Raw genomic sequence first — 24147 nt, forward strand, 5'->3', positions numbered from 1 at the left:
TGGGCGCGGATCCTGCTCGGCGCCGGGCTCGTCCTGGTCCTGCTCGCCGGGGTCGCGGTCGTCGGGCTGCGCCTGCTCGGCGACCGGTACGAACGGACGGTGCTCCGGGAGCAGCTGCTCGACCCGACCGCCCGGCTCGACGGCACCAGCCTCGACGGCCCGCTGAACTACCTACTCGTCGGCTCCGACCGGCGACCCGGCGACGACAACCCCGCGCAGCGCTCGGACAGTATCCTCATCGTGCACGTGCCGGCCGGGCTGCGTCAGGCGTACCTGATCTCCGTACCCCGGGATCTGCTGGTCACGATCCCACCCGGCGGCGGCTTCACCGGTGGGGAAGACAAGATCAATGCCGCGTACGAACACGGCGGCGGCGGTCAACCGGGTGCCCGGCTGCTGTCGGCGACCCTGACCCGGCTCACCGGACTGCGCTTCGACGGCGCGGCGCTCATCGACTTCGCCGGCTTCCGGACCGTCATCGACCTGCTCGGCGGGGTCCGGATGTGCGTGGACACCGAGGTCCGCTCGATCCACACCGGCACGGTCTTCCGCCCCGGCTGCCAGCAGATGGACGGCCGGCAGGCGCTGGACTACGTCCGGCAGCGCTACGACCTGCCCCGGGGCGACTACGACCGGCAGCACCACCAGCAGCAGCTCCTGCGGGCGATGTTGGAGCGGGCCGGCCAGACCGACCTGCGCCGCGATCCGGTCAAGCTGGACCGGGTACTCCGGGCGGTGGGCAGCGCGCTGACCGTGGACACCAACGGCGTACCCCTGCAGGACCTGCTCTTCGCGCTCCGCGCGCTGCCGGCCGACGCCCTGCACGGCGTGCAGATCCCGTCCTCCCCGCAGACCATCGACGAGGTCTCCTACGTCGTGCTCGACGACGGCGGCACCGGACTGTTCGCCGCACTGCGGGACGAACAGCTCGACGGGTGGGCCGCCGCCAACCCACGCTGGGTCAGCAAGCTGTGACCTCCGTACCGTTCCGCCCGGCCTCCGCCGGATCGACCGGACGAGGATCTAGGTTGGTACCCGTGTTCGGACCCCAGGTACCCACCATGCCCGTGACCGAGATCGCCGACGACACCTACCTGCTCGACGTCCGGGAGGACGACGAGTGGGCGGCCGGCCACGCCCCACAGGCCCATCACCTGCCCATGATGGAGCTGCCTACCCGGCTCGCCGACGTCCCCACCGACCGCGAGGTGGCGGTGATCTGCCGCTCCGGTGGCCGCTCCGCACAGGTGGTGGCGTACCTGATGAACAACGGTTGGGACCAGGTGCGCAACGTGGTCGGCGGGATGGGCGAGTGGGCCACCGCCGGACGACCGGTGGTCGACTCCGACGGGCGACCCGGCCGGGTGCTCTAGGGCCACCGACGTCATGGCCGAACCACTGGTCTTCGCGCACCGCGGCTCCTCCGCCGACCTGCCGGAACACACCCTGGCCGCGTACCTGCGGGCGTTGGCCGACGGCGCCGACGGCCTGGAGTGCGACGTCCGGCTGTCCCGCGACGGACATCTGGTCTGTGTCCACGACCGTCGGCTGGACCGGACCAGCAACGGTCACGGCCTGGTCAGTGCCCGCACCCTCGCCGAGCTGGACCGGTTGGACTTCGGCTCCTGGCATCCCGGCTGCGGGCCCGCCGGGCCGCCGGACGAGTCGCACACCCGGCTGTTGACCCTGCAACGGCTGCTCGACGCCGTGCTGGCCGCCGGCCGCCCGGTCCGGTTGCTGATCGAGACCAAACACCCCTCCCGGTACGGGCGTGACGTCGAACGCCGGCTGGTCGCCCTGCTACGCCGGTACGGCCTGACCGAGCCGGGCCCCGACGATCCGGTACGGGTCACCGTGATGTCCTTCTCCCTGCTGGCCGTGCGCCGGGTCCGGGCGCTGGCACCGCGGCTGCCCACCGTGCTGCTGATGGACCTGCCGCCGCGCTGGCTGCGCCGGGGACACCTGCCGTTCGGCACCCGGATCGCCGGCCCCAACGTCGAGCTGCTGCGTACCCGCCCGTGGCTGGTGCCGGCGCTGCGGGCGGCCGGCCACCAGGTGTACGTCTGGACGGTCAACGAACCGGCCGATCTCGACCTGGCCCTCGCCGCCGGGGTGGACGGGCTGATCACCGACCGGCCCGCGCACACCCTCACCCGCCTCGGCAGGTGAACCGGGGGGTGCCCGGTGCCTCTCCGACCGGGCACACTCACAGCATGCCGGAGCACACCGATCTCACCGCCCTCATCACCGGCCAACGCACCGCACTGGAGATGCTCAACTCGGGTTCCGCCGCCCTGCCCGCCCTCACCCGACTGCTCCAGGAGGTCCAGCCGGCCCTCGGCGCGGCGGGCATGGCCTTCGTGGAGTTCACCCCGCAGGGCGGCCGGGTGATCGCCGCGACCGGGGCCAGCGAGTGGACCCTCGGCCGACCACTGCCGGCCTCCGATCCGGCCACCGTCTGCCTGCTCACCGGCCCCAGCGTCCAGCAGGTCCGGATGACCCACCTGCCCGGTCACCTCGCGGGTGAGCTGGCCGAGCGGGGCCTGCGGTGGATGGTCGTCGGCCGGGCCGAACTCGGTGGGGTGACCGTGGGCAGCCTGCACGTGCTCTACCCGGAGGCGCGGGATTCCCTGGACGCCACCGAGCGGGCGGTCGTCGGGTACCTGGCCGCCTGCGTCGCGCACCTGTACGGCAATCGCAACGGGCTGCCCGTACACACCGAGGGGCCGGTGGTGGCGGCGCTGGCCGACGGTCTCGCGGTGGTCGACCCGGACGGCCGGGTACGGCTCTGGAACCCGGCAGCCACGCAGGTCACCGGCCACTCCGCCGCCGAGGCGCTCAACCGTCCGCTGCCGTTCCCGTTGCCGCCGCCCGGCCGGGCGCTGGACCACCGGCTGCCCGACGGCCGCTGGCTGAAGATCAACTCGGGTGAGCTGCCGGGGCCGGGCAACCTGCGGGTGGTCACCTTCCGCGACATCACCGACCAGCAGCGGCGGGACCGGGACCGCGAGTTGTTCGTGGCGGTGACCAGCCACGAACTGCGCACCCCGGTCACCGTGATCAAGGGGTACGCGGACACCCTCTGCAACCACTGGGACTCGCTCACCGACACCGATCGTCGGCAGGCCGCCCTGGTCATCGGTCAACGCGCCAACGAGCTGGCCCGACTGGTCGACCGGCTGCTCTCCTCGGCCGCCGAGGCCGCCCCCGGCGCGGAGCCACCCGCCCGGTTCGACCTCGGTGCGGCCCTGCGGGACGCGGTCGCCGACCTGCCCGCCGAGATCCGCGAGCGGCTCCGCCTCGACCTGCCCGCCGACCTGCCCAGGGCCTGCGGGTTCCGGCAGAACCTGGCCACCGTGCTGACCGAGCTGAGCACCAACGCGGGCAAGTACTCCCTGCCCGGCGCACCTATCGAGATCACCGCCGACGCCGACGAGCAGACGGTCGCGTTCCGGGTCAGCGACCGGGGCATCGGCATCCGCCCCGAACACGTGGAACGGGCCTTCGAACGGTTCTGGCAGGGTGAGTCCGGTGACCGGCGTCGGTATCCCGGTGCCGGGCTGGGCCTCTATCTCGTCCGGCAGATCGTGGAACAGCAGAATGGGTGGGTATCACTCCGCCCTCGAGCCGGGGGCGGTACGGTCGCAGAGGTGCGGCTGCCGCGCGGGTGACCGGTGCGGCGACAGGGTGAGAGGGCGACCGTGGAAACGGGACGGACCGAGCGTTCGTGGTGCGTGGTGGTGCCGCACCATGCCGTCGGCGCCCGGTTGGCCCGGCGCCGGTTGGCCGACGAGCTCGTCGACGTCGTACCCCCGCTGCTCCTGCCCGACCTGGTAGCCGTCCTGGCCGAACTGGTGGGCAACGCGGTCCGGCACGCCGACGCGCTGCCCGGCGGGGTGGTCCGGGTCGCCTGGCGGCTCTGGTCGACCCCGCACGGGGTACGCGTCCAGTTGCGGGTCACCGACGGCGGTTCCGCCGACGGCCCGCGGCTGCGGGTGGCCGGGCCGGACGCGGTGGGCGGCCGGGGGCTGCACATCGTGGCCGGACTGTCGACCCGGTGGGGCGTGGACCGCGACGGCCTGGGCCAGAGCGTCTGGGCCGACTTCGAGCCCGCCACCGCCGCCCGGGGAGACCTGGTCCCCACCTGAGCCGGGCCTGGTCGCCGGGTCGGGTCTGGTCGTCCGGGTCGGGTCGGGCCTGGTCGCCGGACCGGGCCGGGCCTGGTCGTCCGGGCCTGGTCGTCGGGTCGTCTAGGCTGTCTCGGCGTGAGCAAGCGTCGAAAGAGTCAGCGGGCCGGCGAGGCCAGCCCGAAGCGCACCAAGGTACGCGACGTCTTCGTACCCCGGCCCTTCGAGGGGTTGGTCGACGAGCCGGAATGGATCGCCCTGCGTGAGCTGGTGCCGGCCGCCTCCGCGCCGCTGCGGCTCACCGAGGACCTGGTGGCCGAGCACGGCGACCGCCCGGTGGTCCTGGCCACCGTGCTGCCGATGGCCGCACCGGCGATGAGCCGGGCGGACGGTCAGGTCTTCGTCGGCCTCCAGCGGCACCAGCAGTCCGGCGACGTCTCCCGGGACCTGGCCGAGGCGCTGCTCTGCGCGCTGCGTACCGAGCCGGGTCAGCCGGTCCAGGTGCCCCCGATGCCCGGCGAGGGACCGCGTCTGCAGGACGTCCTCGTCGACGCCCCGCTGGAGATCAGCATGCACGAGGGCTTCGAGTTCTGGCTGGAGCCGGAGGCCGCCGGGAACCCGACCGTGCAGGCGTCGCTGGAGCGCGCCAACGCCGCCGTCTACCCCACCGTGCGGCTCTCGGCGGCGCGGGCCGCGTACTGGTGCCAGGTGCCGGAGAAGGCGCACGTGCGGTGGGTGCTGCCCGACGACGAGGACGCCGCCCTGGACACCCTGGCCCGCCTCGGCGCGGCCGGCACCCTGACCCTCGGCGACCACACCCGCTTCGCCGGCATGTTCCGCGCGCACGGTCGCCTGGCGCCGGTCTGGGACCTGCCCCCGGACGTGCCGGCCGCCGAGTGGGAGGACCCGGTGACGCAGTTCGCCAAGCGGTACGCCGAGGCACTGGCCGACCCGACGCCCCTGGACCCCGCGGGCCGCCGGGCGAGGCAGGGCCTGGTAGGCCGCCAACTAACCCTCCGCTGAGGGGTAAGGAAGGGCCCCCTGTACATCAGAAAGCGATAGGAAGGGGCCCTTCCTTACACCTGGGAGGGGGTCGCGGGTGACGGGGCAGGACATGCAGCGGGGGCCGCCCCGGCCGGAGCCCAATTCGGAGCCGGCGATCCGGATCACCTCGATGCCGGCCCGTTCGAGCTGGGCGTTGGTCTCGACATTGCGTTCGTAGCCGACACAGAGCCGGGGCGCCAGGGCGAGGGTGTTGTTGCCGTCGTCCCACTGCTCCCGCTCGGCGGTGACCGGGTCCAGACCGGTGTCGATGACCCGGAGCCGGTCCAGGCCCATCGCGTCGGCGGCGGCGCGCAGGAACGGTGCCGGGCCGCTCACCCGCGGCTCGCCGTCGGGCTCCGCCACCACCGTGTACGCCGCCAGCGTGTCCGCCACGTTCGGGTACATCAGCACGGCGTCCACGTCGACCATGGTGCAGACCGTGTCCAGGTGCATGGTGGCCCGCTCCTGGGCGATCGGGACCACCAGCATGGTGTGGGCCAGGTCGGCGGCGAAGACCTGTCGGGCGAGGCGTTCCGCTCCGGCCGGCGTGGTCCGTTCGCCCACCCCGACGGCGAGCACCCCGGGGGCCATGAGCAGCACGTCACCGCCTTCCAGGTGTTCCAGCCCGGGGTGGTAGACGAGTTCGGTGCCGACGAACCGGGGGTGGTGCCGGTAGATCGCGTCGGTGAGCGTGCTCTCCCGGCGGCGGGCCGGCATGGCCAGACTGGTGACCGCCACCCGGTCGCCTACCCAGACCGCGGAGTCCCGGGTGAAGAGCAGGTTGGGCAGCGGGTCGATGACGAAGTCGTGCCGGTCCAGCAGGCTGTAGACCAGGCCGCCGGGGCGCTCCGGGCTGATCCGCAGTTCCTCGTGGGCGAGGCCGGCGATGAGCACGTCGGCGAGGGCGGCGGGGTCCAGATAGGCCAGCTGCTCGGCGGTCCGGCGGCGTAGGGCGTCACCGAGCCGGGGCGAAACGAGCACCTGCTCGGTGAGGTGACTGCGGGCGTCGGCGACCGCGAGTGTCTCGGCCAAGAGGTCGGCGAGATACAGCACCTCCACCCCCCGACCGCGCAGCGCGGCGGCGAAGGCGTCATGCTCCTCCTGCGCCCTGCCCACCCATGGGATGGCGTCGAACAGCAGCGAGTCGTTGTTCCGGGGGGTGAGCCGGGCGAGTTCCGGTCCCGGCCGGTGCAGGATGACCGTGCCGAGCACGCCGACTTCGCTGTCCACGTAGTGAGTCACCATGGCAGGGTAGGCAGGGATTGACGGCATGCGGAAAAAGAACCGTGGATGAATACGGCATTCATCCGCACTCACTCCGGCGCTCCGACTTGCCGACCACCGCCCCTGGCGACGTAGGGTAGTGGGGACATAACTTCGAGGGACCTTTTGCCGGAGGTCGCGATGACTGTCTTTCCCGCACGACGAGCCGTACCCACCGGTCGGGCGCTGCCGCCCGCCGATGCCTCCCAACCGCCCCGGGGCGAGTCCCCCGGTCTGCTGGGAGCGGCTCGACCGACACCCATGGAGTGGGCTCGTCGCCGCCGGGCCGAGCGCGGTGCGCGCCGGCTCGAGGCCGCCGGGGCCCGTGCGCTCGGGCAGCTCGACCATCTCGGGCCCTCCTGGCATGTCGTCGAGTGGCCCCGGACGGACGTGTCCGACCTGCTGCTCGACCACGGCCACGACGAACGTGCGGGTTACCTCGCCATCGGGCCGAGCGGGCTCTTCGCGATCACCATCGCCGACCACGGCCGGGCCCGGGTGCTGGTCGCCGGGGACGTGGTGCAGATCAACGGCAAGCGTCCGGCGTACGTCCAGGAGACCCGGCGGGACGCCAAGCGGGCCAGCAAGGCGCTCTCCGACGCGGTCGGGCTGCCCATCCCGGTGACGCCGGTGCTGACCTTCGTCGGCTCCGGCGTCATCAGCGTCTACGGCCTGCCGAAGGACTGTCTGATGGCGACCCACCGGGAGCTGGACCGGCTCCTCGTGGCCGGGGGCAACCGGATCAGTCCGGCCACCGCCGACAAGCTGTCCCAGGTCGCGCAGCATCCCGGGACCTGGCTGAACGGCACGTACCGTCCCGCCGCCGACTACCGGTGGTACGACGAGGGCCGAACGGCCGCTGACAAGGCGGCCAACCGCCGGTAACGTCTCGGGCGACGCCACGTGGCCCGTTCCACCGAGCTGTCTCGTCCCTCCGTCCACGCCGTCCGCGTTCGGGTGTCCGGCTCCACCGGCGACCCGGCAGCGCTCCGGCGTGGCCGGGCGGGAAGCACGACGACCGGCTAGCGTGGACGGACCGGCGGTGTACCTAGGAGGCGCGGTGGCCCACGTCGAACTCTCGCTCTCGGAAGCCTTCGTGCCGACCGTACGGGCCGACGAGCCGGAGTACGACAGCCTCCACAGGTGGGCGGCCACCGTCTCACACGCGGCCGAGCCCTGCCTGCTGATCGACGCGGAGACCAGGGTGGTGGCTGTCTCGTCGTCCGGCTGCCGGCTGCTCTGCCTCGGCCGACCGGAGGACGTGATCGGCCTGCCGCTGCTCGACGGTGGCCTCCGGCTGCTCGACTTCACCGCGTACCGGGGTGAGCTGACCGAGCAGGACACCGACAAGATCCCACCGCTGCTGGCCCTGCACTCCGGCCGGCTGGCCCGGGGACTGCTGCGCATCCAGGCCGCCGCCGGCGCGCCGGACGCGACAGTGGACGCCATCTCCACGCCGGTGCTCACCGGCAGCGTGGTCGCCGGCTCGCTCACCTTCCTCTCCGAGGTCTGACGCCCGTCCGCTCCTTCACCGGGGGCCGGATGCCTCCTACGATGAGCTGAGCCACCCGACCACAGCCATGCCCATCGATACAAGGATCGGCTCGTGCCGCCCAACCCACCGCGCCGCCCCCGGTACCTCGTCGGGGTCGCGCTGCTCGCCGCCGTACCGCTGGCCGCCTGTGGCACCCCGCCCGAGCTGCAGCGGTCGAGCGCACCGAGGCCGACCGTGTCGGCGCCCAGCGCCGTCCCCACCGATCCGGCCGCCGGTCCCGCGCCGGGCGGAACGGTGCTGCCGGAAGGGACGGCGGCGCCGGGTCAGCCAGTGTTGCCCGGTCAGCCGATGCTGCCGGGGACGGTGTTGCCGGGTCAGCCGGTGTTGCCGGGCGGGACGGCGGGCCCGGTGCTGCCGGGCGTGCCCGGTGGTCCCGGCGCCGTCGGTGGCCTGCCCGGCCCGGCACCGGGCCCGACCGGCCTCGGCCCGGTCGCCACGGCCTGCGCCGACGGGCCCACCGGCAGCCGGGTGATCGCGCTGCTGCGGGGTCCGGCGGCAGTGCTGCCCGACAGGGTCCAGACCCGGGTACGCACCGGACCGCTCTGCGCTGACGACTGGCACTACACGGTGCTGGACGTGACCGGACACGAGGAGCTCCAGGTCGTCACCCGGGGCCGGTCGAACGCGCCGGAGCTGGTCACCGCCGGCACCGACGTCTGCTCCGCCGAGGTACGGGCCACGGCCCCGGCCGGCATCCGGACGCTGGCCTGTCCCGGCGAACCAGGTGCGTAGGCTGTCGACATGCCCGGAACACCGCCGACCCGTTTCGTCTACCTCGGCCCCGAAGGCACCTTCGCCGAGCAGGCGCTGCGCACCGTCCCCGCTGCCGAACACGGCACCCGGACGCCCGCCCGCAGTGTGCCCGAGGCGCTGGAGAACGTTCGCAGCGGCGACGCCGACGCGGCCCTGGTGCCGCTGGAGAACTCGATCGGCGGGGTGGTCGGGGTGACCCTCGACGAGCTGGCCGAGGGGGAACCGTTGCTGATCACCCGCGAGGTGGTCCTGCCGGTGGACTTCGTTCTCGCCGCCCGCACCGCCACCCCACTGACCTCGGTACGCGCCGTGGCGGCCCACCCCCAGGCCTCCACCCAGTGCCGGCGGTGGCTGCGCACGTACCTGCCGGACGCGGTGGTCGTGGACGTCCTCTCCAACGGCGCGGCGGCAGCCGGCGCGGCCACCGGCGAGTACGACGCGGCGATCTGCGCCCCGATCGGGGCGGCCCGGCACCGGCTGGCCGTGATGGCCGACAAGATCGCCGACCATCCGGACGCGGTCACCCGGTTCGCCCTCGTCTCCCGCCCCGGCCCACCACCACCGGCCACCGGCGACGACCTCACCTCGCTGGCGGTCTACATCGCCCACGACCGGGTGGGCGCGCTGCTGTCGGTGCTGATGGAGTTGGCCGTCCGCGGGGTGAACCTGACCCGGATCGAGTCCCGCCCCACCGGGGAGGCCCTGGGCCGGTACGTCTTCTTCCTCGACTGTGCCGGGCACGTGGCGGACGCCCGGCTCGGTGAGGCGCTGCAGGGGCTGCGTCGGGTCTGCGCGGACGTACGCTTCCTCGGCTCGTACCCCCGGCACCGCTGGACCGCGACGGACGAAGACCGGCCGGTGCCGGCCCCGGCCGGTCTCTCCGACGCCGACTACACCGATGCGGCGGCCTGGCTGGCCCGGCTACGCACCGGCGAGTGAGGCACCGCGCGGGCCGGGTTAACGCGCGGGCCGGGTTAAGAGGGGGCCCCTGCGCTACCGGAAGCGTTGACCGGGGGCCCTTCCCTACCGCTCAGCTGAGGAGGCTGCCGAGGCCGCCGCGCTGCTCCTGCTGGCCGCTGCCGGTCACCGGTGCCTCCTCGGAGGGCTGCACCACCACGAACCCCTGCCCGGCGAAACTCATCGTGAAAGCCTCACCGGTACGCCGGCCGAGCAGGGTGCCCAGCCCGAGCTGCTCGGCCCGGTGGTAGCCGGTCTGCAGGCTGGCCGACCAGCAGACCGCCGCCTGCGGGTCGACGTAGGTGGGTGCGTCGACACTGAGCACCACCGGGGTGCCCTTGGTGGTGATGGCGATCCGGCCGTGCCCGGTGAAGACGCAGTTGAACAGGCCGGACGACGCCATCCCGGCCCCGCCGACCATCCGGACGTCGTACTGCAGGCCGGAGTCGAAGGCCAGCACGCTGGAGCCGTTGATGGAGAGCGCGTCCCCCGGCTCCAGGTCGATGATGTGCACGTCCTTGGCGAAGTCGGCGAGGAAGAGGTCACCCACGCCGGTGACCTTCATCAGCGGGACGCCCTCGCCGGTGAGTTTCTGCTTGAGGAACTTGCCGAGCCCGCCGGAGCCGAGCGCCTGGAACTGCATCTGCCCCTGATAGGCGACCATCGACCCGACCCGGGCCATCGTCTCCCCGTTGAGGGCGATCTTCAACATCTTGGAGTTCTGCAGCCGCATACCGGGCTGCGCGGACTCCCTCTCCAGGTTCTCCGCGGAGAACAGCTCGCTGCGCATGGTGAAGGTGCCTCCTGATTCGCGTACCTGCCTGTGAAGGTAGGTCAGCGCCGCAACCGGCCGGCATCCGCCGAACCGGCAGCAGGTCAGCCCCAGCCCAGCTCGTGCAGCCGCTCGTCGTCGATGCCGAAGTGGTGGGCGATCTCGTGCACCACGGTCACCGCCACCTCCTCGACGACGTCTTCGTCGGAGTCGCAGATCCGCAGGATCGGTCGGCGGTAGATGAAGATCCGGTCCGGCAGCACCCCGGCGTAGTCCCAGCCCCGGTCGGTGAGGGCGTGGCCCTCGTAGAGGCCGAGCAGCTCCGGCTCGCCCGGTGGCGAGTCGTCCTCCACCAGGATCACCACGTTGCTCATCAACCCGAGCAGTTCCTCGGGCACCTCGTCGAGCGCCTCACCTACCAGTTCCTCGAAACGTTCTCGGCTCATCTCGACGGGCACGTCGTCCATTCTGCCGGCAGCCGGGCCGGAACGCCGGGCGGCGACCGATGCCGGGGACCGGGCGGGTTCGTCAGGCGACGGCCAGGCTTCGCCGGGTCGGCCGGCGGGGCAGCGGCCGGACGGGAGCAAGGGCCGGCCGGGGTGGCGAGGTCGAGGGATGCCCGACCCCCCGCCCGGAGGCGGGGCGGCCGGGTGCCCGTCGAACAGAAAGCGGTGTACGTCAGGCGGCGAGGCGCGCGCTGAGACTGATCTGCGCGCCCGGGGAGAGCAGCCGCGAGATCGGGCAGTTCTCCTTGGCGGCCTCGGCGAGCTTGGTGAACTGGGCCTCGTCGAGGCCCGGCACCTGGCCGACCGTCTCCAGGTCGATCCGGGTGACCGTCATACCGGCGTCGGTCTTGTCCAGGTGGACCTTGGCGGTGGTCTGCACCGAGGTGGCCGGCGAGCCGGCGTCGGCCAGCGCCTTGCTGAGCGCCATCGAGAAACAACCGGCGTGGGCCGCGCCGATCAACTCCTCGGGGTTGGTCCCCTCGCCCTCCTCGAAGCGCGACTTGAACGAGTAGTTCCCGGCGAGGCCGCCCTTGCCGGTGCTGATGGTCCCGGACCCCTCGGTGAGGGTGCCCTGCCACTGTGCGGATGCGGTACGGATAGGCATTCCCCGACGCTAACCGACGCCGGGTCCAGCGGCGACCGTCCCACCGACTCGGTGCCCGCCCGCCGGTCCGCCCCGCCCGCCACGGGCGGGCCACGACACCGGCAGGTACGACATCCGCGGGCCAGGGCGTCGGAGGGTCGGGACCCGGCCGGCGACCGCCGGTTGTGTCATGATTCGGCGGGAGGCCGACGGCCGGGTCCAGCCCCGGCACGGCCGGGTCCAGCCCCGGCACGGCCGGGTCCAGCGGCAACGCGGGTCCACCGACGGCTCAGGCTCGCGCAGGCGGAAGGGTGGCCGATGTCCCAGGATCTTCCCGTTCCCCGGCAGAACGACCGCTCCGACGGGCCGGCCGTCCTGGAATGGGGACCGGACGAGCCGGCGGCACCGTCGTCGGGTCGTTTCGGGCGTACGCTCGCCGGCCTGGGCCGGGACCGACGGCTACCGCCGGTGCTGGCCGGGTTGGGCGCGGTTGCCGCGATGGCCTCGCTGGTCGGCGAGTGGCTGGTGATGACCGTGCCGGACAGCGGCCCCGGGGCGGACACGGTCCTGCGGGTGCCCGGCAACGTCTCCGAGGTCGGCGGCTTCGGGGCCGGTTACCTGGTCGGCCTGCTGGTGCTGAGCGCTGTGGTGGTCCTCGCGCTGGCCGGCACCCCGGCGGTACGGCCCAACGCCCGGTTGGCCGGGTTGGCGCTCACCGGAGCGCTGCTGGCGCTGCTGGTGGCCACGGCCTTCTCGCTCGACGAGCCGAGCCAGCGCACCCTCTTCTACTCCCCCGAGGACGGCTTCCAGGTCGAGTACGGTCGCGGCCTGGTGATGGCCTTCGTCGGCTGCCTCCTGCTCGTGGCGGCGCTACAGCTCAGCGGCCAGGCCACCGAGGCACCGACCGACAGCCCCGGATGGCGGTGGCCTGGTCGCCGGGACCGCCCGCAACCGGACGACGACGAGCTGCCCGCTCCGGCCGACCTCACCGTCGGACCCGCCGTCCCGTTCGCCCGCCCCGAACCCCCAGCCTGACCGCACCATCCCACCCCGACACCCACCCCACCGCACCCCGGCGCCCGCCGCACAGGATCTTTCAGGCACGTAGGGGAGCAGCCCCACGGGTGGCGGGGCAGGGGCAGCGGAGGACGGGCGGACGGAGTGCGGGGCAGTGGCTGGTCAGGGGGTCACCGGGTGGTCGCCGCGGGTTGGTGCCCGATTCGCGCGGAAGCCATGGTTGCGACCGGTTCACCGAGGTACGGTTGCTGCCCGCCGTTGGAGGATCGGAGGCACCGACGACCGGACGACCGGGCCCGACGGCGGCGGGCGAAGGAGGAGCCATGACCCGCCCGGGACTGCCCAAACTGATCGCCACCGACCTCGACGGGACGTTGGTACGCAGCGACGACACGGTGTCCGCGTACACCCATGGTGTGCTGGACCGGGTCCGGGCCGCCGGCATCCCGGTGGTCGGCGCGACCGGCCGCGGACCGCGACTGACCGAGCTGACCCGCAACGACATCCGGGCCGCCGACTACCTGGTGATGGCCGGCGGTGGCCGGGTGGTGGACCAGAGCGACCCCGACGGCCCGGTGGTGCTCTGCGACGAGCGACTCTCCGGCGAGGTGCTGGCCCGCCTGCTGGTGGACCTGGAGGCCGAGGTCGGCCCGCTGACCGTGATGGTCGAGGCGCTGGACGACCACGACGCGCCGCTCTGGGGTGACTACCACCCGAGCTGGCCCTACCAGGACCGGTTCGAGGAGCGCACCCGCGCCGAGTGCATCTCCGGCGACGTGATCAAGGCCTTCGTCCGGACCGCCGACCACCACGTCGACCACCTGTTGGAGATCGCCCGCCGGATCGTGCCGCCGCAGGTGGCCACGCTCACCCAGGCCGGGCTCGGCTTCGTGGAGATCTGCCCGCCCGGGGTGGACAAGTCCACCGGGCTGACCGTGGTGGCGCAGGCCCTCGGGGTCGACCCGGCGGATGTGCTGGTCTTCGGGGACATGCCCAACGACCTGCCGATGTTCGAGTGGGCCGGCTGGGCCCGGGTGGCGGTGGCCAACGCGCACCCGCTGCTGCGGTCCGCCGCCGACGAGGTCACCCTGCGCAACGACGACGACGGGGTGGCGGTGTATCTCGATCGGCTACTCTCGCGCTGATGGGAGAGACCCCGCGCCTGGTGGCCACCGACATCGACGGCACCCTGCTCAGCGACGACCGGACGATCAGCCGCCGTACCGCCGACCTGCTGGCCCGCATCCGCGCCCAGGGCACGCCTGTCGTGCTGGTCACCGGCCGCCCGATCCGCTGGCTGGACCTGGTGTACGAGCAGCTCGTCGAGCCACTGCCGGCGGTCTGCGCCAACGGCGCAGTGGTGTACGACCCGACCACCGACGAGGTGCTGCGGGCCGACCCGCTCGCCCCGGACATCCTCGCCCAGGTGGCCCAGCGGCTACGGGCCGAGGTGCCCGGGGTGAGCTTCGCGGTGGAGATCGGCGACGGCCGGCAGATGCGGCACGAGGCGCACTACCCGCTGCGCTGGGACTCCGACGACGACGCGATCCGGGCCGTCGAGTCGGTGGAGGAGCTGCTCTCGGCACCGGCGGTGAAGCTGCTGGCCCGCGGCGGTGAGCAGGATCCGGACCTGTTCCTGGCGGTGGTGGCCGGGGCGTTGCGGGGGCTGGCCGAGGCGACGCACTCGTCGTACACCGGGTTGGTGGAGATCTCGGCGAGCGGGGTGACCAAGGCCGCCGGCCTGGCGTGGTACTGCGAGCGGGACGGCATCGCCGCCCGGGACGTGCTGGCCTTCGGCGACATGCCCAACGACGTGCCGATGCTGACCTGGGCCGGGCGGGCGGTGGCGGTGGCGAACGCGCACCCCGCCGTCCTGGCGGTCGCCGACGAGGTCACCTCGGCGAACTCCGAGGACGGCGTGGCCGCGTACCTGGAGAAGATCTTCGGGGTGGGCTGAGTCAGAGGTACTGACCGGTGTTGTGCCCCTCGCCGCCGGGCTGCCCCATCCCCGGCATGCCCGGGATGAGTCCGCCGGGGCCGCTGGGCAGCGCCCGCTGCCCCGAGCGCATCTGCTCCAGCTGCACCCGGGCGGCCATCTGCTGGGCCACCAGCGCGGCCTGGATGCCGTGGAAGAGGCCCTCCAGCCAGCCGACCAGCTGGGCGTGGGCGATCCGCAGCTCACCCTCGCTGGGGGCCTTCTCCTCGGTGAAGGGCAGCGAGATCCGCTCCAGTTCCTCGCGCAGCTCCGGGGCGAGGCCCTCCTTCAGCTCGACGATCGACCGCTCGTGGATCTCCCGCATCCGGTGCCGGCTGGCGTCGTCGAGCGGAGCGGCCTTGACCTCCTCCAACAGCTGCTTGATCATGCTGCCGATCCGCATCACCTTGGCCGGCTGCTCGACCAGCCGGGCCGGGTCCTCGCCGCCGGCCGCCTCGTCGGTCTGCACGGTGCCGACCGGTCGCCCGTCCGGGCCGACCACCACCACGGTGCCGGGCACGCCGGTGCCGTCGCGGTCCGGCTCGTCACTCTGTCCAGCAGAACGTGCTTGCGTCATGGCACCCATCTTGACCCAGGGCCGCACCGCTCCGCTCGCCGGGACCGGTGGCGGAGCACGCCGCGGACCGGACCGGGCCGTGCGCCGGCACCGGATGTCCCATTCGGGCAGTGATCCCACACCGACCGGGTCGATTCGGGCCATCCCATGGCACGGGGCCGGAAGTCGCCACGTACCGGGCGGCCGTGGCGGTCCGCGACCGCCGGCCGTCACCGTGGGTGCTGGCCTGCACCGATGTGGGGCGCCGGGCGGACGGTCGACGCGCTAGGGTCGCGGCCATGGCCACCGATCCGCGCGCCGTACTCACCCGGCCCGCCCCGACAGCGGACAGCATCGTCCACTACGGCGGGCATCCGGATCAGGTCGCCGACGTCCGCCGCCCCGCCGGCCAGGGCCCGCCCCGACCGCTGGTCGTGGTGATCCACGGCGGTTTCTGGCGACCGGAGTACGACCGCGGCCACACCGGCCCGCTGGCGGCCGCCCTGGCCGGGCTGGGACACCCGGTGGCGCAACTGGAGTACCGCCGCGGCACCGGAGGGGCCGACACCCTGTCGGACGTGGTCACCGGGGTCGCGGCGCTGCCCGGACTGGTCGCCACCGCGTTGGGCGACCAGTTGGCACCCGGCCCGCCGATCCTGCTCGGGCACTCGGCCGGCGGACAGTTGGCCCTGCACGTCGCGGCGGTCGCCCCGCAGGCCGTCGGCGGGGTGCTGGCGCTCGCGCCGGTCTCCGACCTCGCCGAGGCGTACCGGCTGGATCTGGACGGTGGGGCGGTGGCCGCGCTGCTCGGCGGTGGCCCGGCGGAGTTTCCCGACCGGTACGCCGCCGCCGACCCGAGGAGCCGGCTGCCCCTGCGGCGCCGGGTGGTGGTGCTGCACGGAACCCTCGACCAGCAGGTGCCGGTGGCGATGAGCAGGGCTTTCGTGGCGACCGCACAGGCGACCGGATCCGAGGTCGAACTCGTCGAGATTGATCGATGTGAGCATTTCGCGCTCATCGATCCCGATTCGGCGGCCTGGCCCCAGGTGACCAGCGCGTTACGGTCCCTGCACAATGATTGACGCAGCACTTTCGAACAGGTAAAACGCCGAGGGGCGGTGATCAGGCCCCTGCCACTGACCTGGAGAGGACTTCGGTGTCGCCGATGAACCGCAGACGGGCACTGCAACTGTTGGCCGCGCTCGGCACCACCGGGCTGGTCGCTGGTTGCGGCTCCGAGGACGAGAGCGCACCGACCGACAACGGCACCCCCGTCAAGATCGGTCTGGTCGCGCCGACCACCGGGGGTCTCAAGCCGATCGGCACCGAGATCATCAACGGGTTCAAGCTCTTTCTCGACCTCAACGACCAACGGTTGGGCGGCCACCCGGTCAACCTGATCACCGCCGACGAGGGCGAGACCGCCAAGTCCGGTCAGGCAGCCGTGGACGGGCTACTCAAGCAGGGCGTACTCGCCCTCACCGGGGTGGTCAGCTCAACGGTCATGATCGGCATCCGGGACCTGGTCGAACAGGCCAGGGTGCCCCTGGTCGGCTCCAACGCCTCACCGGCCGCCCTGCAGAGTGTCGTCTACATCTGGCGCACCTCGTACGTGCTCAACGAGCCCGGCGAGGCGATGGGGTCGTACCTGCGGCAGCAGTTCCCGCGCGGCGGCCGGATCGCCATGATCGCACCGGAGAACGTCGGCAGCCGGGACGTCATCGAGGGCTTCCGGGCCGGCTTCGGCGCCGACGACCCCCGCATCGCCGACCCGGTCGTCTGGACCGACGCCACCACCGAGCCCGGCAACGACACGTACACCGCCGACATCACCCGGGCGTTGAACCGCAACCCGACCGCGGTCTTCTGCTTCTTCACCGGCCCGTCCGCCGTGCAGTTCATCAAGCAGCTGCGCCGGGCCGGCTACCGGGGCGCGGTCTACGCGCCGGGCTTCCTGACCGAGGGTACGGTCCTCAGCGAGAGCCGGGAGGCCGACGCCGAGGGCATCATGACCGCGCTGAACTACTCGGCCGACCTGAACAACACCGCCAACCGGGAGTTCGCCTCGGCCTACCGCAGGATCTACAACTCCTCGCCGACCACCTACGCGATGGCCTCCTACGACGCGGCGCAGGTGCTCGACTCGGCCATCCGGCTCGCCGGCCCGACGCCGACCGCGCAGGAGGTCAACCTGGCGATGGGCAAGGTCGGTCAGATCGACAGTCCGCGTGGGCCGTGGCAGTTCAACCAGTCACGTACCCCGCAGCAGCGCTGGTACCTGCGCAAGGTCGACCGCGACGGCGAGCTGCTCTCCAACGTCCTGGTCAACGAGCTGGCCACGCTCGGCTGACCTGACCTGACCTGACCTGACCGTGGCCGGGCGGCCGGGCGGCCTGAGACGGCGGGCGGTCCGGGACGGCGGGCGGCCTGGGACGGTTCAGGGGCGTAGCTCGGCGACGCAGCACTTGACGCTGCCGCCGCCCTTCTTCAACTCGGCCAGCTCCACCGGCACGGGCTGGTAGCCGACGGCCCGCAACCGGCCGGCGAGCCGGGTGGCCTCGCTGTTCAGGACCACGTTCAGCCCGTCGCTTACCAGGTTCAGCCCGAACGCCAACGCGTCGGTGTCGTCGGCGAGCACCGCGTCCGGGAAGAGCTGGGCGAGCACCTGCTGGCTGGCCGCAGAGAAGGCACCCGGGAAGTAGCCGACGTTGCCGTCGTCCAGCGCGGCGAGCGCGGTGTCCAGGTGGTAGAAGCGTGGGTCGACCAGGTTCAGCGACACCACCGGGCGGCCGAGGGCCTCCTGCGCCTCGGCGTGGGCCGGCAACTCGGTCCGGAAGCCGTACCCGGCCAGGATCAGCCCGCCGTGGGCCGCCGGCAGGTACGCGAAGTCGCCCTCGCCCTCGTTGGTACGCAGCGGCGCGACGAACCGCCAGCCACGCTCCCGGTAGAAGGCCTGGTGCGCGGCGGCCTCGGCGGCCCGCTGCTCGTGCTTGAACCGCGCACCGTAGCCGGTGCCGTCCACCGTGAAGGCCCCGTTGGCGGCGTACACCATGTCCGGCAGGCCGGGCTCGGGATCGAGGACGAACACCTCGTGGCCCAGCCCGGTCAGCGTTTCCCGGAGCCGGTCCCACTGCTTGACCGCCAACTCCGGGTCGACCGGGGTCTGCGGATCCATCCACGGGTTGATCGCGTACTCGACGGTGAAGTGCTCCGGCGGGCACATGAGGTACGTCCGCTTTCGCGCGACTCGCTGCTGGTTCACGGTCACCAAGCGTAGGTAGCGTACAACTTTGGTAACAGCCATGAACATTGCTTCCCGAGGGCGGAACGTTGCAGATAGACGGCGTGGATCAGCAGATCATTGCGTTGCTCGTCGCGGACGCGCGCACTTCGTACGCCGACATCGGTCTCCGGGTGTCACTCTCCGCACCTGCGGTGAAGCGGCGGGTCGACCGGCTCCGCTCCACCGGGGTGATCAAGGGCTTCACCGCGGTGGTCGACCCGGCGGCGGTCGGCTGGACCACCGAGGCCTTCGTCGAGCTGTTCTGCGCCGGCCGCACCACCCCGGCACAGCTCGGCGCGGCCACCCGGCGGCACCCGGAGGTGGTCGGCGCGTACACCGTCTCGGGCGAGGCCGACGCGCTGGTGCACCTGCGCGCGGCCGACATCGGCCACCTGGAGGCCGCGCTGGAACGCCTGCGCGCGGAGCCCTTCGTGACCTCCACCCGGAGCACCATCGTGCTCTCCCGGCTGGCCGAGTCCCCCGGGGTGGGGCCCAGCACCCGCTGACCCGACCTGACCCGCCGGCCACAGCCCGCGGGCGGGCGGGCCGGCGGGCCGGCTTGGCGGGTGGTTCAGAGGTACATGCCGGTGCGGTGCTCCCCGTCGTCGTCCCGCTTCGCCGGCTTGTCGCCCTCGCCGAAGAAGCGCTTCCCGCCGAACTCGCCGTGCAGCCGGTCGTCCAGCTCGTCGGCGAGCCCGGTCATCACCTGCACGGCCAACATCAGGTGGGTCGGCTGGAAGTCCCGGCCGAAGACCGGGATGGACGCCCAGACGGTGTCCTCGGCGCAGTACAGCCGGCCGATCGGCATCCGGTTGGTCAGCTCGGAGAGCTTCACGTACAGCCGCTCGGTCGGCTCGACCTCGGTCAGCACCGGGGAGAAGACGTCGACCAGCGGGGGGTTGTCCCGGATCCGGACGAAGACCATCGCCGATCCGGCGCGGATGTTGATGTCGCCGTCCGAGTCGATCTGCAACTTGTCGGACTCGGACTTCAACATCGTCGAGACGACGGTACGCACCCGGTCGTCCAGGGCGAGCACCTGCTCCTTGGCCGGCTGGGCGCTCGCCGCGGCGGCCAACGCCTCGTCGAGATCGGCCTCGACGTCGCGGTCCGGCCCGAACTCGCTGCGGGCGGTACCCAACGGTTCCACCGGGACCGGGGCACCCTGCTCGTCGTGCACCAGGTAGACCAGGAAGGCCGGGTGCGGTGCGCCGTACACGTCCCGCAACGTGCGGGAGAGCAACGCGGCGAGCTTGCTCGCCTCCGCCGTGGTGACGGCCAGGCCGAAGTCCTCCCCCGACCCCTCGACCACCCCGGGCGGCGACCAGCCGAGCGCGATCATGTCCGCCACCGCCGACCGGTCCAACCGGTAGCCCTGGGGGAGGGTGGCATTGCCGACGGCCCGCGCCGTCACCTGCCCGTCGGCGCCGAGGTCCACGCTGATCGAGTAGACGGCGTCCCCGGTGCCGGAGGCGGTGGGGTCCAGGGTCAGCTCGACGTGGGTGCCGGCGGGCAACTCCCGCAGCCGTTCGGCGAACGCCCGGGCGAACTCCTGCCACGCCTGGGTCACCTTTGCCCGCAGGTCGGCCGTGGTCGGCGCGTCGAGCAGAATCGACTCGTGGTGGTCCGGCGTGGCACCGGATGGGTCAGTCGGCGCCGAGGGGTGCTCTGCCGTCATAGATCGCCTCCGTCCGTCAAGGTCACCCTACCCAGAGCAGCAGACGGCGCAGAAAGCCGCGACCGGGATCGGACACTGCCGCCGGTGCCGCGAACAGGTCCGGTCAGTCCGGCCGGTCGCCGCCGAGTTCCACCGGCCAAGCACCGGCCAGCGCGCTGAGCCGGTCGGCCGTCGCGCCCGGATCGGCGCCCCGCCCCACCGCCAACCCCAGCAGGTACGCGGTGACCGGCGCACCCGGACGCACCACCTGGTGGGCCACGTCCCGGGCCAGGTCCAGCACCGCCGGCACCGGCACCTGAGCCGGGTCGAGCCCCAGCTCGGCGCAGGCGGCGGTCACCCAGTCGTCCAACACTGTCACCGTGTCCACTCCTCTGCCCGGCGTACGTCGTCGTCAGTGTCGCAGTCGAACCAGGGTGGTGGCCCCGTGCCGGACCAGGGCAGGTCCACGATGGTGAGCCCGGCCAGCAGGGCCCGTACCGGCGCACCGTCGAGCCGGCCGTCGCGCTGCCCGGCCAACCGGTCCAGGGCCGCCCGCAGCGACGCCACCCGCCAGACACCGCAGAGCGACTGCCGACGGCCGTCGGCGTCGACGTAACAGACCCCGTCCGCCGGTGCCTCGGCCAACCGTCGCACCAGCCCGGCCACCGCGGCCGGGGTGAGCAACGGCAGGTCCGCGGCGAGCAGGGCAACTATCCGGGTACCCGGATCGAGCAACGCCAGTCCGGCCGCCGCCGCCGCGACCGGCCCACCCCCGGCCGGTTTTTCCCGGGTCACCCGTACCCCGACCAGCCCGGCACCGGACCGGACCGGCTCCGGGCCGACCAGGACACGCGCGTCGGTCAGGGCAGGCGGGTCGGCGTCGGCGGGAGTCGGGCCGACCAGGACACGCGGATCGGCGTCGCCCGGAGTCGGGCCGACCAGGACACGCTCGTCGGCGTCGGCGACCGCGGCCAGCACCCGGTCGAGCATCGGCCGGCCGCCGACCGGCACGCGGGGCTTGTCCACGCCGCCCATCCGCCGGGCCGCACCGCCGGCCAGCACCACCGCCGCGTACCCACCCCCGCCGCCCACCGTTCCCCCGTCCACCGTCCTGCCGTCCACCGGGCTCACGGTAGCGGCATGGGTGGTGTGCCGCCGTCGATCGACCCCGACGAGCAGCACTCGCCCGGGTGCGGCTCCGGGCGGGCCCGGGTGGTGGCAGGGCAGGATGGCGGGATGGGACGGGCCACTGATCGACGCGAGGTGCACCGGATCGACCTCGACGCGCCGCCGGGCCGCACGGCGGTACGCCGGCCGGACAGCCTCAGCGCGGAGGAACCACTGGAGATCCGGGTCGGGCCGGCCGGACCCAACCGGCGTCGACCGCTCGCGGTGACCATGCGGACCCCCGGCGACGATCTGGACCTGGCGATCGGCTTCCTGCTCACCGAGGGGCTGATCCGCTCCGCCGACGACGTGCACACCGCCCAGCTCTGCGCCGGCACGGAGACTCCCAACACGTACAACGTGGTCGACGTGGTGCTGAGCCCCGGGGTCCCCGAGCCGGCCACCGACCCGGCCCGGAACTTCTACACCACCAGCTCGTGCGGGGTCTGCGGCAAGGCGAGCATCGACGCGGTGCGTACCCGGTCGGTCTTCGCCGTGGCCGACGACCCGCTGACCGTGCCGGCGGCGGTTCTCGCCGAGCTGCCCGACCGGTTGCGGGCAGCCCAGCGGGGCTTCGCGCGGACCGGTGGGTTGCACGCGGCCGGGCTCTTCACCGCGGGCGGCGACCAGGTGGTGCTGCGTGAGGACGTGGGCCGGCACAACGCGGTGGACAAGGTGATCGGCTGGGCCGTCCGGGAGCGGCGGTTGCCGCTGGCCGGGCACCTCCTGCTGGTCTCCGGACGGGCCAGCTTCGAGCTGACCCAGAAGGCGTGGATGGCCGGGATACCGCTGCTCGCGGCGGTCTCCGCGCCGAGCACCCTCGCCGTCGACCTGGCCGACGAGGCCGGCCTCACCCTGGTCGGTTTCCTCCGGGGGCGGACCATGAACGTCTACACCCACCCCCGTCGAGTCGAGGTGTGACGGCATGGACCAGCGATCGATGCAGCCTTCGGGCCCTTGTTGACTCTGGCGACAGCGGCTGGTCAGCCGCCGAGCAGGGTGGGCCAGAGGCGCGCGGCGGCGTCCCGGGCGAGCAGGAACCCCGCGATGCCGAGGATCCAGCCCATCGTGCTGCCGGCCTTCTCCGTGATCCAGCGGTTCAGCCGGACCAGCAGTGGCTCGATCGTCGCCGGCAGGGCCACCCGCGCACCGAGCAGCAGCACCGCCGGCAGCACCATGACCAGGCAGTACCCGCCGAGCAGGGCCAGCGTGGTGGGGCCGGCCAGCTCGGCGGTGGCGAGCAGACCGATCGCGGCGAGGTACGGCAGCATCGTCGCCACCTCCGCCAGCGCCGCCAGCAGCGCCAGCCCGACCAGCCACCGCAACGAGGAGTCGCCGCTGGTGGCACGATCCCGCCACCGCAGCACCCCACCGCCGCTACGCCGAGGTCGTTTGCCGTCGTACCGGAAGCTCAGGGCGAACAGCCCCACTCCGAGTGCCAGCTGGATCCAGTACACCGGCGTGCTGTCCATCGTCGTGCCGAGGGCGGCCACGATCCACTCGCCCCCGAAGGTGATCAGCACCCCGACCGCGAAGTAGAAGACGGCGATCGTGCCCAGGTAGGCCAGGATCCGTGCGATCCGGACCGGGCCGGCCGCCAGCAGCAACCACACCGGGATGAACAGGGTCCCGATGCTTGTGCTGTCGATCAGGGCGAGCCCGCCGAGGGATCCCAGCAGGGTGTTGCTCACGCGACGGTGTCTCTGGGAGGCATCACGTATCCAGTCTCGTGGTGCCGACCGGGCGTCGGTTCGTCGGAGAAGACGATCTGGGCGTACATCCTTCGACCGAGGCTGGCCCGCGCCTCCCGCCGCGTCCGGGTCGTCTCCTTCAGGTACGGCGGGGCCGGCGCTGGCGGGGCCGCAGCAGGGCCGCGGAGGCGACGGTGGGCCAGCCATCCAGTTCGGACGGCGGGATGCCGCGCCGGAGGACGTCGTCCAGCAGCAGGGCGAGCGAGTAGTCCGGATGCTCGACCAGTGCCCGTTCCAGCGTCACCGCGGCCAACGCCCCCTGCCCCGCCCGCCAGGCGGCGAAGGCGAGCAGGCTGGCCGGTGCGGCGCTGAGGGCCGACTCGGTCCGGCGCAACACGTCCGACCAGAGGGCGATGTCCTCGTCCCGCCCGTCGGTACGTTCCCAGGCGTGGTCGCGCACCGGCAGGTGGGTCAGGAGCAGGCCGAGCCAGGCCACCTCGTCGTCGGTGAGTGACTCACCTCGACGCTGCCGCCGTTGGGCGGCGCGTACCGCCGCTCGACCGGCCGAGCGGAGCGCCCGGTCGTCGGGCAACTCGGTGTCGGCGGTCGACATCAGCGCCACCAGCCGCTGCTCGGCCCGGTCGGTCGCCTGACCCATCGCGGCGCGGGCCGGACCGTCGACCGGCGCGACCTGTGCGGTCAACGCGGCCCGATCGGGCAGGGCGACCTGCCCGGCGAAGACCGCCGTGGCGCTGACCTCGCTGGCCCGGGCGTCGTACGGCGTCCCCTCGGGTGGGCAGCAGTCGGTCTCGGTGCACAGGTAGGACCAGTACCGGCCGTCGGCGACCCGCAGGGCGTCCAGCAGGAGCAGGCCGCTGCCGGTGAGCGCCGCACGGACCGCGTCGACGGAGCCGGTGACCCGGGCGGGTGGCCCGTAGCCGAGCACCGTCGCCGCCTCGGCACGCTGCCGACCGACCACCTCGGCGAGGTGCCGGGCGGGTGGCAGCGGATCGGCCCCCTGGTCGGGCAGGTCGGCTCGGGCGGCGAAGACGATCTGGCGGCCCCGCAGCGCGACGACCACCACGCTGTCGACGGGGTGGAAGCCGATCAGGTACGGCACGGCGGCGATGAGGTCGGCGGGGGACCGGACGGCGAGTCGAGGACGGTCGATCGGAGTCATGCCGGCAGCCTGTCCGGTGCCGTCGCCGGCAGACAGCCCCTGTGGACGACACGCGGCTTAT

The 24147-nt window shown here is 73.0% G+C and carries 28 protein-coding genes; 17 read left to right on the plus strand and 11 right to left on the minus strand.

All coding sequences use genetic code 11. The features are described from left to right. The first annotated feature begins 33 nt into the window (after positions 1-33). The 6 genes from ACN28G_RS25695 to ACN28G_RS25720 all read left to right on the plus strand — a co-directional run bounded on the left by ACN28G_RS25695 (position 34) and on the right by ACN28G_RS25720 (position 5150). Positions 34-975 carry an LCP family protein gene (locus ACN28G_RS25695; protein ID WP_175440712.1) on the plus strand — a complete coding sequence of 314 codons (942 nt, stop codon included), beginning with the start codon at positions 34-36 and terminating at the stop codon, positions 973-975. Between the two features lie 62 nt (positions 976-1037). After that, entirely contained in the window at positions 1038-1373 is a 336-nt protein-coding gene (locus ACN28G_RS25700) for a rhodanese-like domain-containing protein (protein ID WP_091432311.1), read from the plus strand. A 13-nt stretch (positions 1374-1386) separates the two neighbouring features. Continuing rightward, complete coding sequence (locus tag ACN28G_RS25705; protein ID WP_421480521.1) at positions 1387-2169, plus strand: glycerophosphodiester phosphodiesterase; 783 nt, start codon at positions 1387-1389, stop codon at positions 2167-2169. Positions 2170-2213: 44 nt separating this feature from the next. Then, complete coding sequence (locus ACN28G_RS25710; RefSeq protein ID WP_421480522.1) at positions 2214-3671, plus strand: PAS domain-containing sensor histidine kinase; 1458 nt, start codon at positions 2214-2216, stop codon at positions 3669-3671. Between the two features lie 63 nt (positions 3672-3734). Then, positions 3735-4148 (plus strand): ATP-binding protein, encoded by a 414-nt coding sequence (locus ACN28G_RS25715; protein ID WP_175440378.1) that lies wholly within the window; start codon positions 3735-3737, stop codon positions 4146-4148. 117 nt (positions 4149-4265) lie between these two features. Further along, on the plus strand, positions 4266-5150 hold the full coding sequence (locus ACN28G_RS25720; protein WP_421480523.1) for a DUF5926 family protein: 885 nt from the start codon (positions 4266-4268) through the stop codon (positions 5148-5150). Here the strand turns inward: ACN28G_RS25720 and ACN28G_RS25725 are convergent. Further along, positions 5136-6416 carry an arginine deiminase gene (locus ACN28G_RS25725; protein ID WP_421480524.1) on the minus strand — a complete coding sequence of 427 codons (1281 nt, stop codon included), beginning with the start codon at positions 6414-6416 and terminating at the stop codon, positions 5136-5138. The genes ACN28G_RS25720 and ACN28G_RS25725 overlap by 15 nt on opposite strands. 159 nt (positions 6417-6575) lie before the next feature. On the opposite strand from ACN28G_RS25725, the gene ACN28G_RS25730 reads away from it, so the two are divergent. The 4 genes from ACN28G_RS25730 (at position 6576) to pheA (ending at position 9681) form a co-directional block, all read left to right on the plus strand. Then, complete coding sequence (locus tag ACN28G_RS25730) at positions 6576-7319, plus strand: hypothetical protein (protein ID WP_421480525.1); 744 nt, start codon at positions 6576-6578, stop codon at positions 7317-7319. Positions 7320-7494: 175 nt separating this feature from the next. Further along, entirely contained in the window at positions 7495-7947 is a 453-nt protein-coding gene (locus tag ACN28G_RS25735) for a hypothetical protein (protein ID WP_091432254.1), read from the plus strand. 330 nt (positions 7948-8277) lie between these two features. Continuing rightward, positions 8278-8721, plus strand: a complete 444-nt coding sequence (locus tag ACN28G_RS25740; protein ID WP_421480976.1) for a hypothetical protein — start codon at positions 8278-8280, stop codon at positions 8719-8721. A 9-nt stretch (positions 8722-8730) separates the two neighbouring features. Next, on the plus strand, positions 8731-9681 hold the full coding sequence (gene pheA / locus ACN28G_RS25745; RefSeq protein WP_091432257.1) for a prephenate dehydratase: 951 nt from the start codon (positions 8731-8733) through the stop codon (positions 9679-9681). Between the two features lie 91 nt (positions 9682-9772). Here the strand turns inward: pheA and ACN28G_RS25750 are convergent, their stop codons facing one another. The 3 genes from ACN28G_RS25750 to ACN28G_RS25760 all read right to left on the minus strand — a co-directional run bounded on the left by ACN28G_RS25750 (position 9773) and on the right by ACN28G_RS25760 (position 11581). Beyond that, the gene (locus tag ACN28G_RS25750; protein WP_091432260.1) at positions 9773-10489 is read right to left on the minus strand and encodes an AIM24 family protein; all 717 of its coding nucleotides are present in this window, start codon (positions 10487-10489) and stop codon (positions 9773-9775) included. An 86-nt stretch (positions 10490-10575) separates the two neighbouring features. Continuing rightward, entirely contained in the window at positions 10576-10938 is a 363-nt protein-coding gene (locus ACN28G_RS25755; RefSeq protein ID WP_175440377.1) for a metallopeptidase family protein, read from the minus strand. Between the two features lie 211 nt (positions 10939-11149). After that, positions 11150-11581 (minus strand): OsmC family protein, encoded by a 432-nt coding sequence (locus tag ACN28G_RS25760; RefSeq protein WP_421480526.1) that lies wholly within the window; start codon positions 11579-11581, stop codon positions 11150-11152. 297 nt (positions 11582-11878) lie between these two features. On the opposite strand from ACN28G_RS25760, the gene ACN28G_RS25765 reads away from it, so the two are divergent. The 3 genes from ACN28G_RS25765 (at position 11879) to ACN28G_RS25775 (ending at position 14534) form a co-directional block, all read left to right on the plus strand. Then, the gene (locus ACN28G_RS25765) at positions 11879-12595 is read left to right on the plus strand and encodes a hypothetical protein (RefSeq protein ID WP_091432266.1); all 717 of its coding nucleotides are present in this window, start codon (positions 11879-11881) and stop codon (positions 12593-12595) included. A 305-nt stretch (positions 12596-12900) separates the two neighbouring features. Beyond that, positions 12901-13722: an HAD family hydrolase gene (locus ACN28G_RS25770; protein WP_091432318.1), complete on the plus strand. Its 822-nt coding sequence runs from the start codon at positions 12901-12903 to the stop codon at positions 13720-13722. Continuing rightward, on the plus strand, positions 13722-14534 hold the full coding sequence (locus tag ACN28G_RS25775; protein ID WP_091432321.1) for an HAD family hydrolase: 813 nt from the start codon (positions 13722-13724) through the stop codon (positions 14532-14534). The genes ACN28G_RS25770 and ACN28G_RS25775 overlap by 1 nt, the downstream gene beginning before the upstream one ends. Before the next feature lies 1 nt (position 14535). On the opposite strand, the gene ACN28G_RS25780 is transcribed toward ACN28G_RS25775, so the two are convergent. Next, the gene (locus ACN28G_RS25780) at positions 14536-15138 is read right to left on the minus strand and encodes a bacterial proteasome activator family protein (RefSeq protein WP_091445661.1); all 603 of its coding nucleotides are present in this window, start codon (positions 15136-15138) and stop codon (positions 14536-14538) included. 269 nt (positions 15139-15407) lie between these two features. Between ACN28G_RS25780 and ACN28G_RS25785 the strand changes: the two genes are divergently transcribed. Continuing rightward, on the plus strand, positions 15408-16190 hold the full coding sequence (locus tag ACN28G_RS25785; protein WP_421480527.1) for an alpha/beta hydrolase family protein: 783 nt from the start codon (positions 15408-15410) through the stop codon (positions 16188-16190). Positions 16191-16264: 74 nt separating this feature from the next. After that, on the plus strand, positions 16265-17458 hold the full coding sequence (locus ACN28G_RS25790; protein ID WP_091432327.1) for an ABC transporter substrate-binding protein: 1194 nt from the start codon (positions 16265-16267) through the stop codon (positions 17456-17458). A gap of 87 nt (positions 17459-17545) precedes the next feature. Here ACN28G_RS25790 and ddaH read toward each other — a convergent pair whose 3' ends face one another. Next, positions 17546-18379 carry a dimethylargininase gene (gene ddaH, locus ACN28G_RS25795; RefSeq protein WP_175440389.1) on the minus strand — a complete coding sequence of 278 codons (834 nt, stop codon included), beginning with the start codon at positions 18377-18379 and terminating at the stop codon, positions 17546-17548. A gap of 59 nt (positions 18380-18438) precedes the next feature. On the opposite strand from ddaH, the gene ACN28G_RS25800 reads away from it, so the two are divergent. After that, on the plus strand, positions 18439-18897 hold the full coding sequence (locus ACN28G_RS25800; RefSeq protein ID WP_091432333.1) for an Lrp/AsnC family transcriptional regulator: 459 nt from the start codon (positions 18439-18441) through the stop codon (positions 18895-18897). A gap of 65 nt (positions 18898-18962) precedes the next feature. On the opposite strand, the gene ACN28G_RS25805 is transcribed toward ACN28G_RS25800, so the two are convergent. The 3 genes from ACN28G_RS25805 to mobA all read right to left on the minus strand — a co-directional run bounded on the left by ACN28G_RS25805 (position 18963) and on the right by mobA (position 21170). Then, complete coding sequence (locus ACN28G_RS25805) at positions 18963-20069, minus strand: T3SS (YopN, CesT) and YbjN peptide-binding chaperone 1 (RefSeq protein ID WP_421480528.1); 1107 nt, start codon at positions 20067-20069, stop codon at positions 18963-18965. Between the two features lie 103 nt (positions 20070-20172). Further along, the gene (locus ACN28G_RS25810; protein WP_091445665.1) at positions 20173-20427 is read right to left on the minus strand and encodes a DUF6457 domain-containing protein; all 255 of its coding nucleotides are present in this window, start codon (positions 20425-20427) and stop codon (positions 20173-20175) included. Next, positions 20424-21170 (minus strand): molybdenum cofactor guanylyltransferase, encoded by a 747-nt coding sequence (gene mobA / locus ACN28G_RS25815; protein ID WP_373868334.1) that lies wholly within the window; start codon positions 21168-21170, stop codon positions 20424-20426. The genes ACN28G_RS25810 and mobA overlap by 4 nt, the downstream gene beginning before the upstream one ends. Positions 21171-21284: 114 nt before the next feature. On the opposite strand from mobA, the gene fdhD reads away from it, so the two are divergent. Continuing rightward, the gene (gene fdhD, locus ACN28G_RS25820) at positions 21285-22136 is read left to right on the plus strand and encodes a formate dehydrogenase accessory sulfurtransferase FdhD (protein ID WP_091445667.1); all 852 of its coding nucleotides are present in this window, start codon (positions 21285-21287) and stop codon (positions 22134-22136) included. A gap of 62 nt (positions 22137-22198) precedes the next feature. On the opposite strand, the gene ACN28G_RS25825 is transcribed toward fdhD, so the two are convergent. Further along, positions 22199-22906: a GAP family protein gene (locus tag ACN28G_RS25825; protein ID WP_091432339.1), complete on the minus strand. Its 708-nt coding sequence runs from the start codon at positions 22904-22906 to the stop codon at positions 22199-22201. A gap of 139 nt (positions 22907-23045) precedes the next feature. Further along, a complete protein-coding gene (locus ACN28G_RS25830; RefSeq protein ID WP_091432342.1) occupies positions 23046-24086 on the minus strand; it encodes a DUF4192 domain-containing protein in 1041 nt (346 codons plus the stop codon). Between the last annotated feature and the right edge of the window lie 61 nt (positions 24087-24147).

Source organism: Micromonospora sp. WMMA1923 (assembly GCF_049179195.1).
Lineage (GTDB): Bacteria > Actinomycetota > Actinomycetes > Mycobacteriales > Micromonosporaceae > Micromonospora > Micromonospora yangpuensis.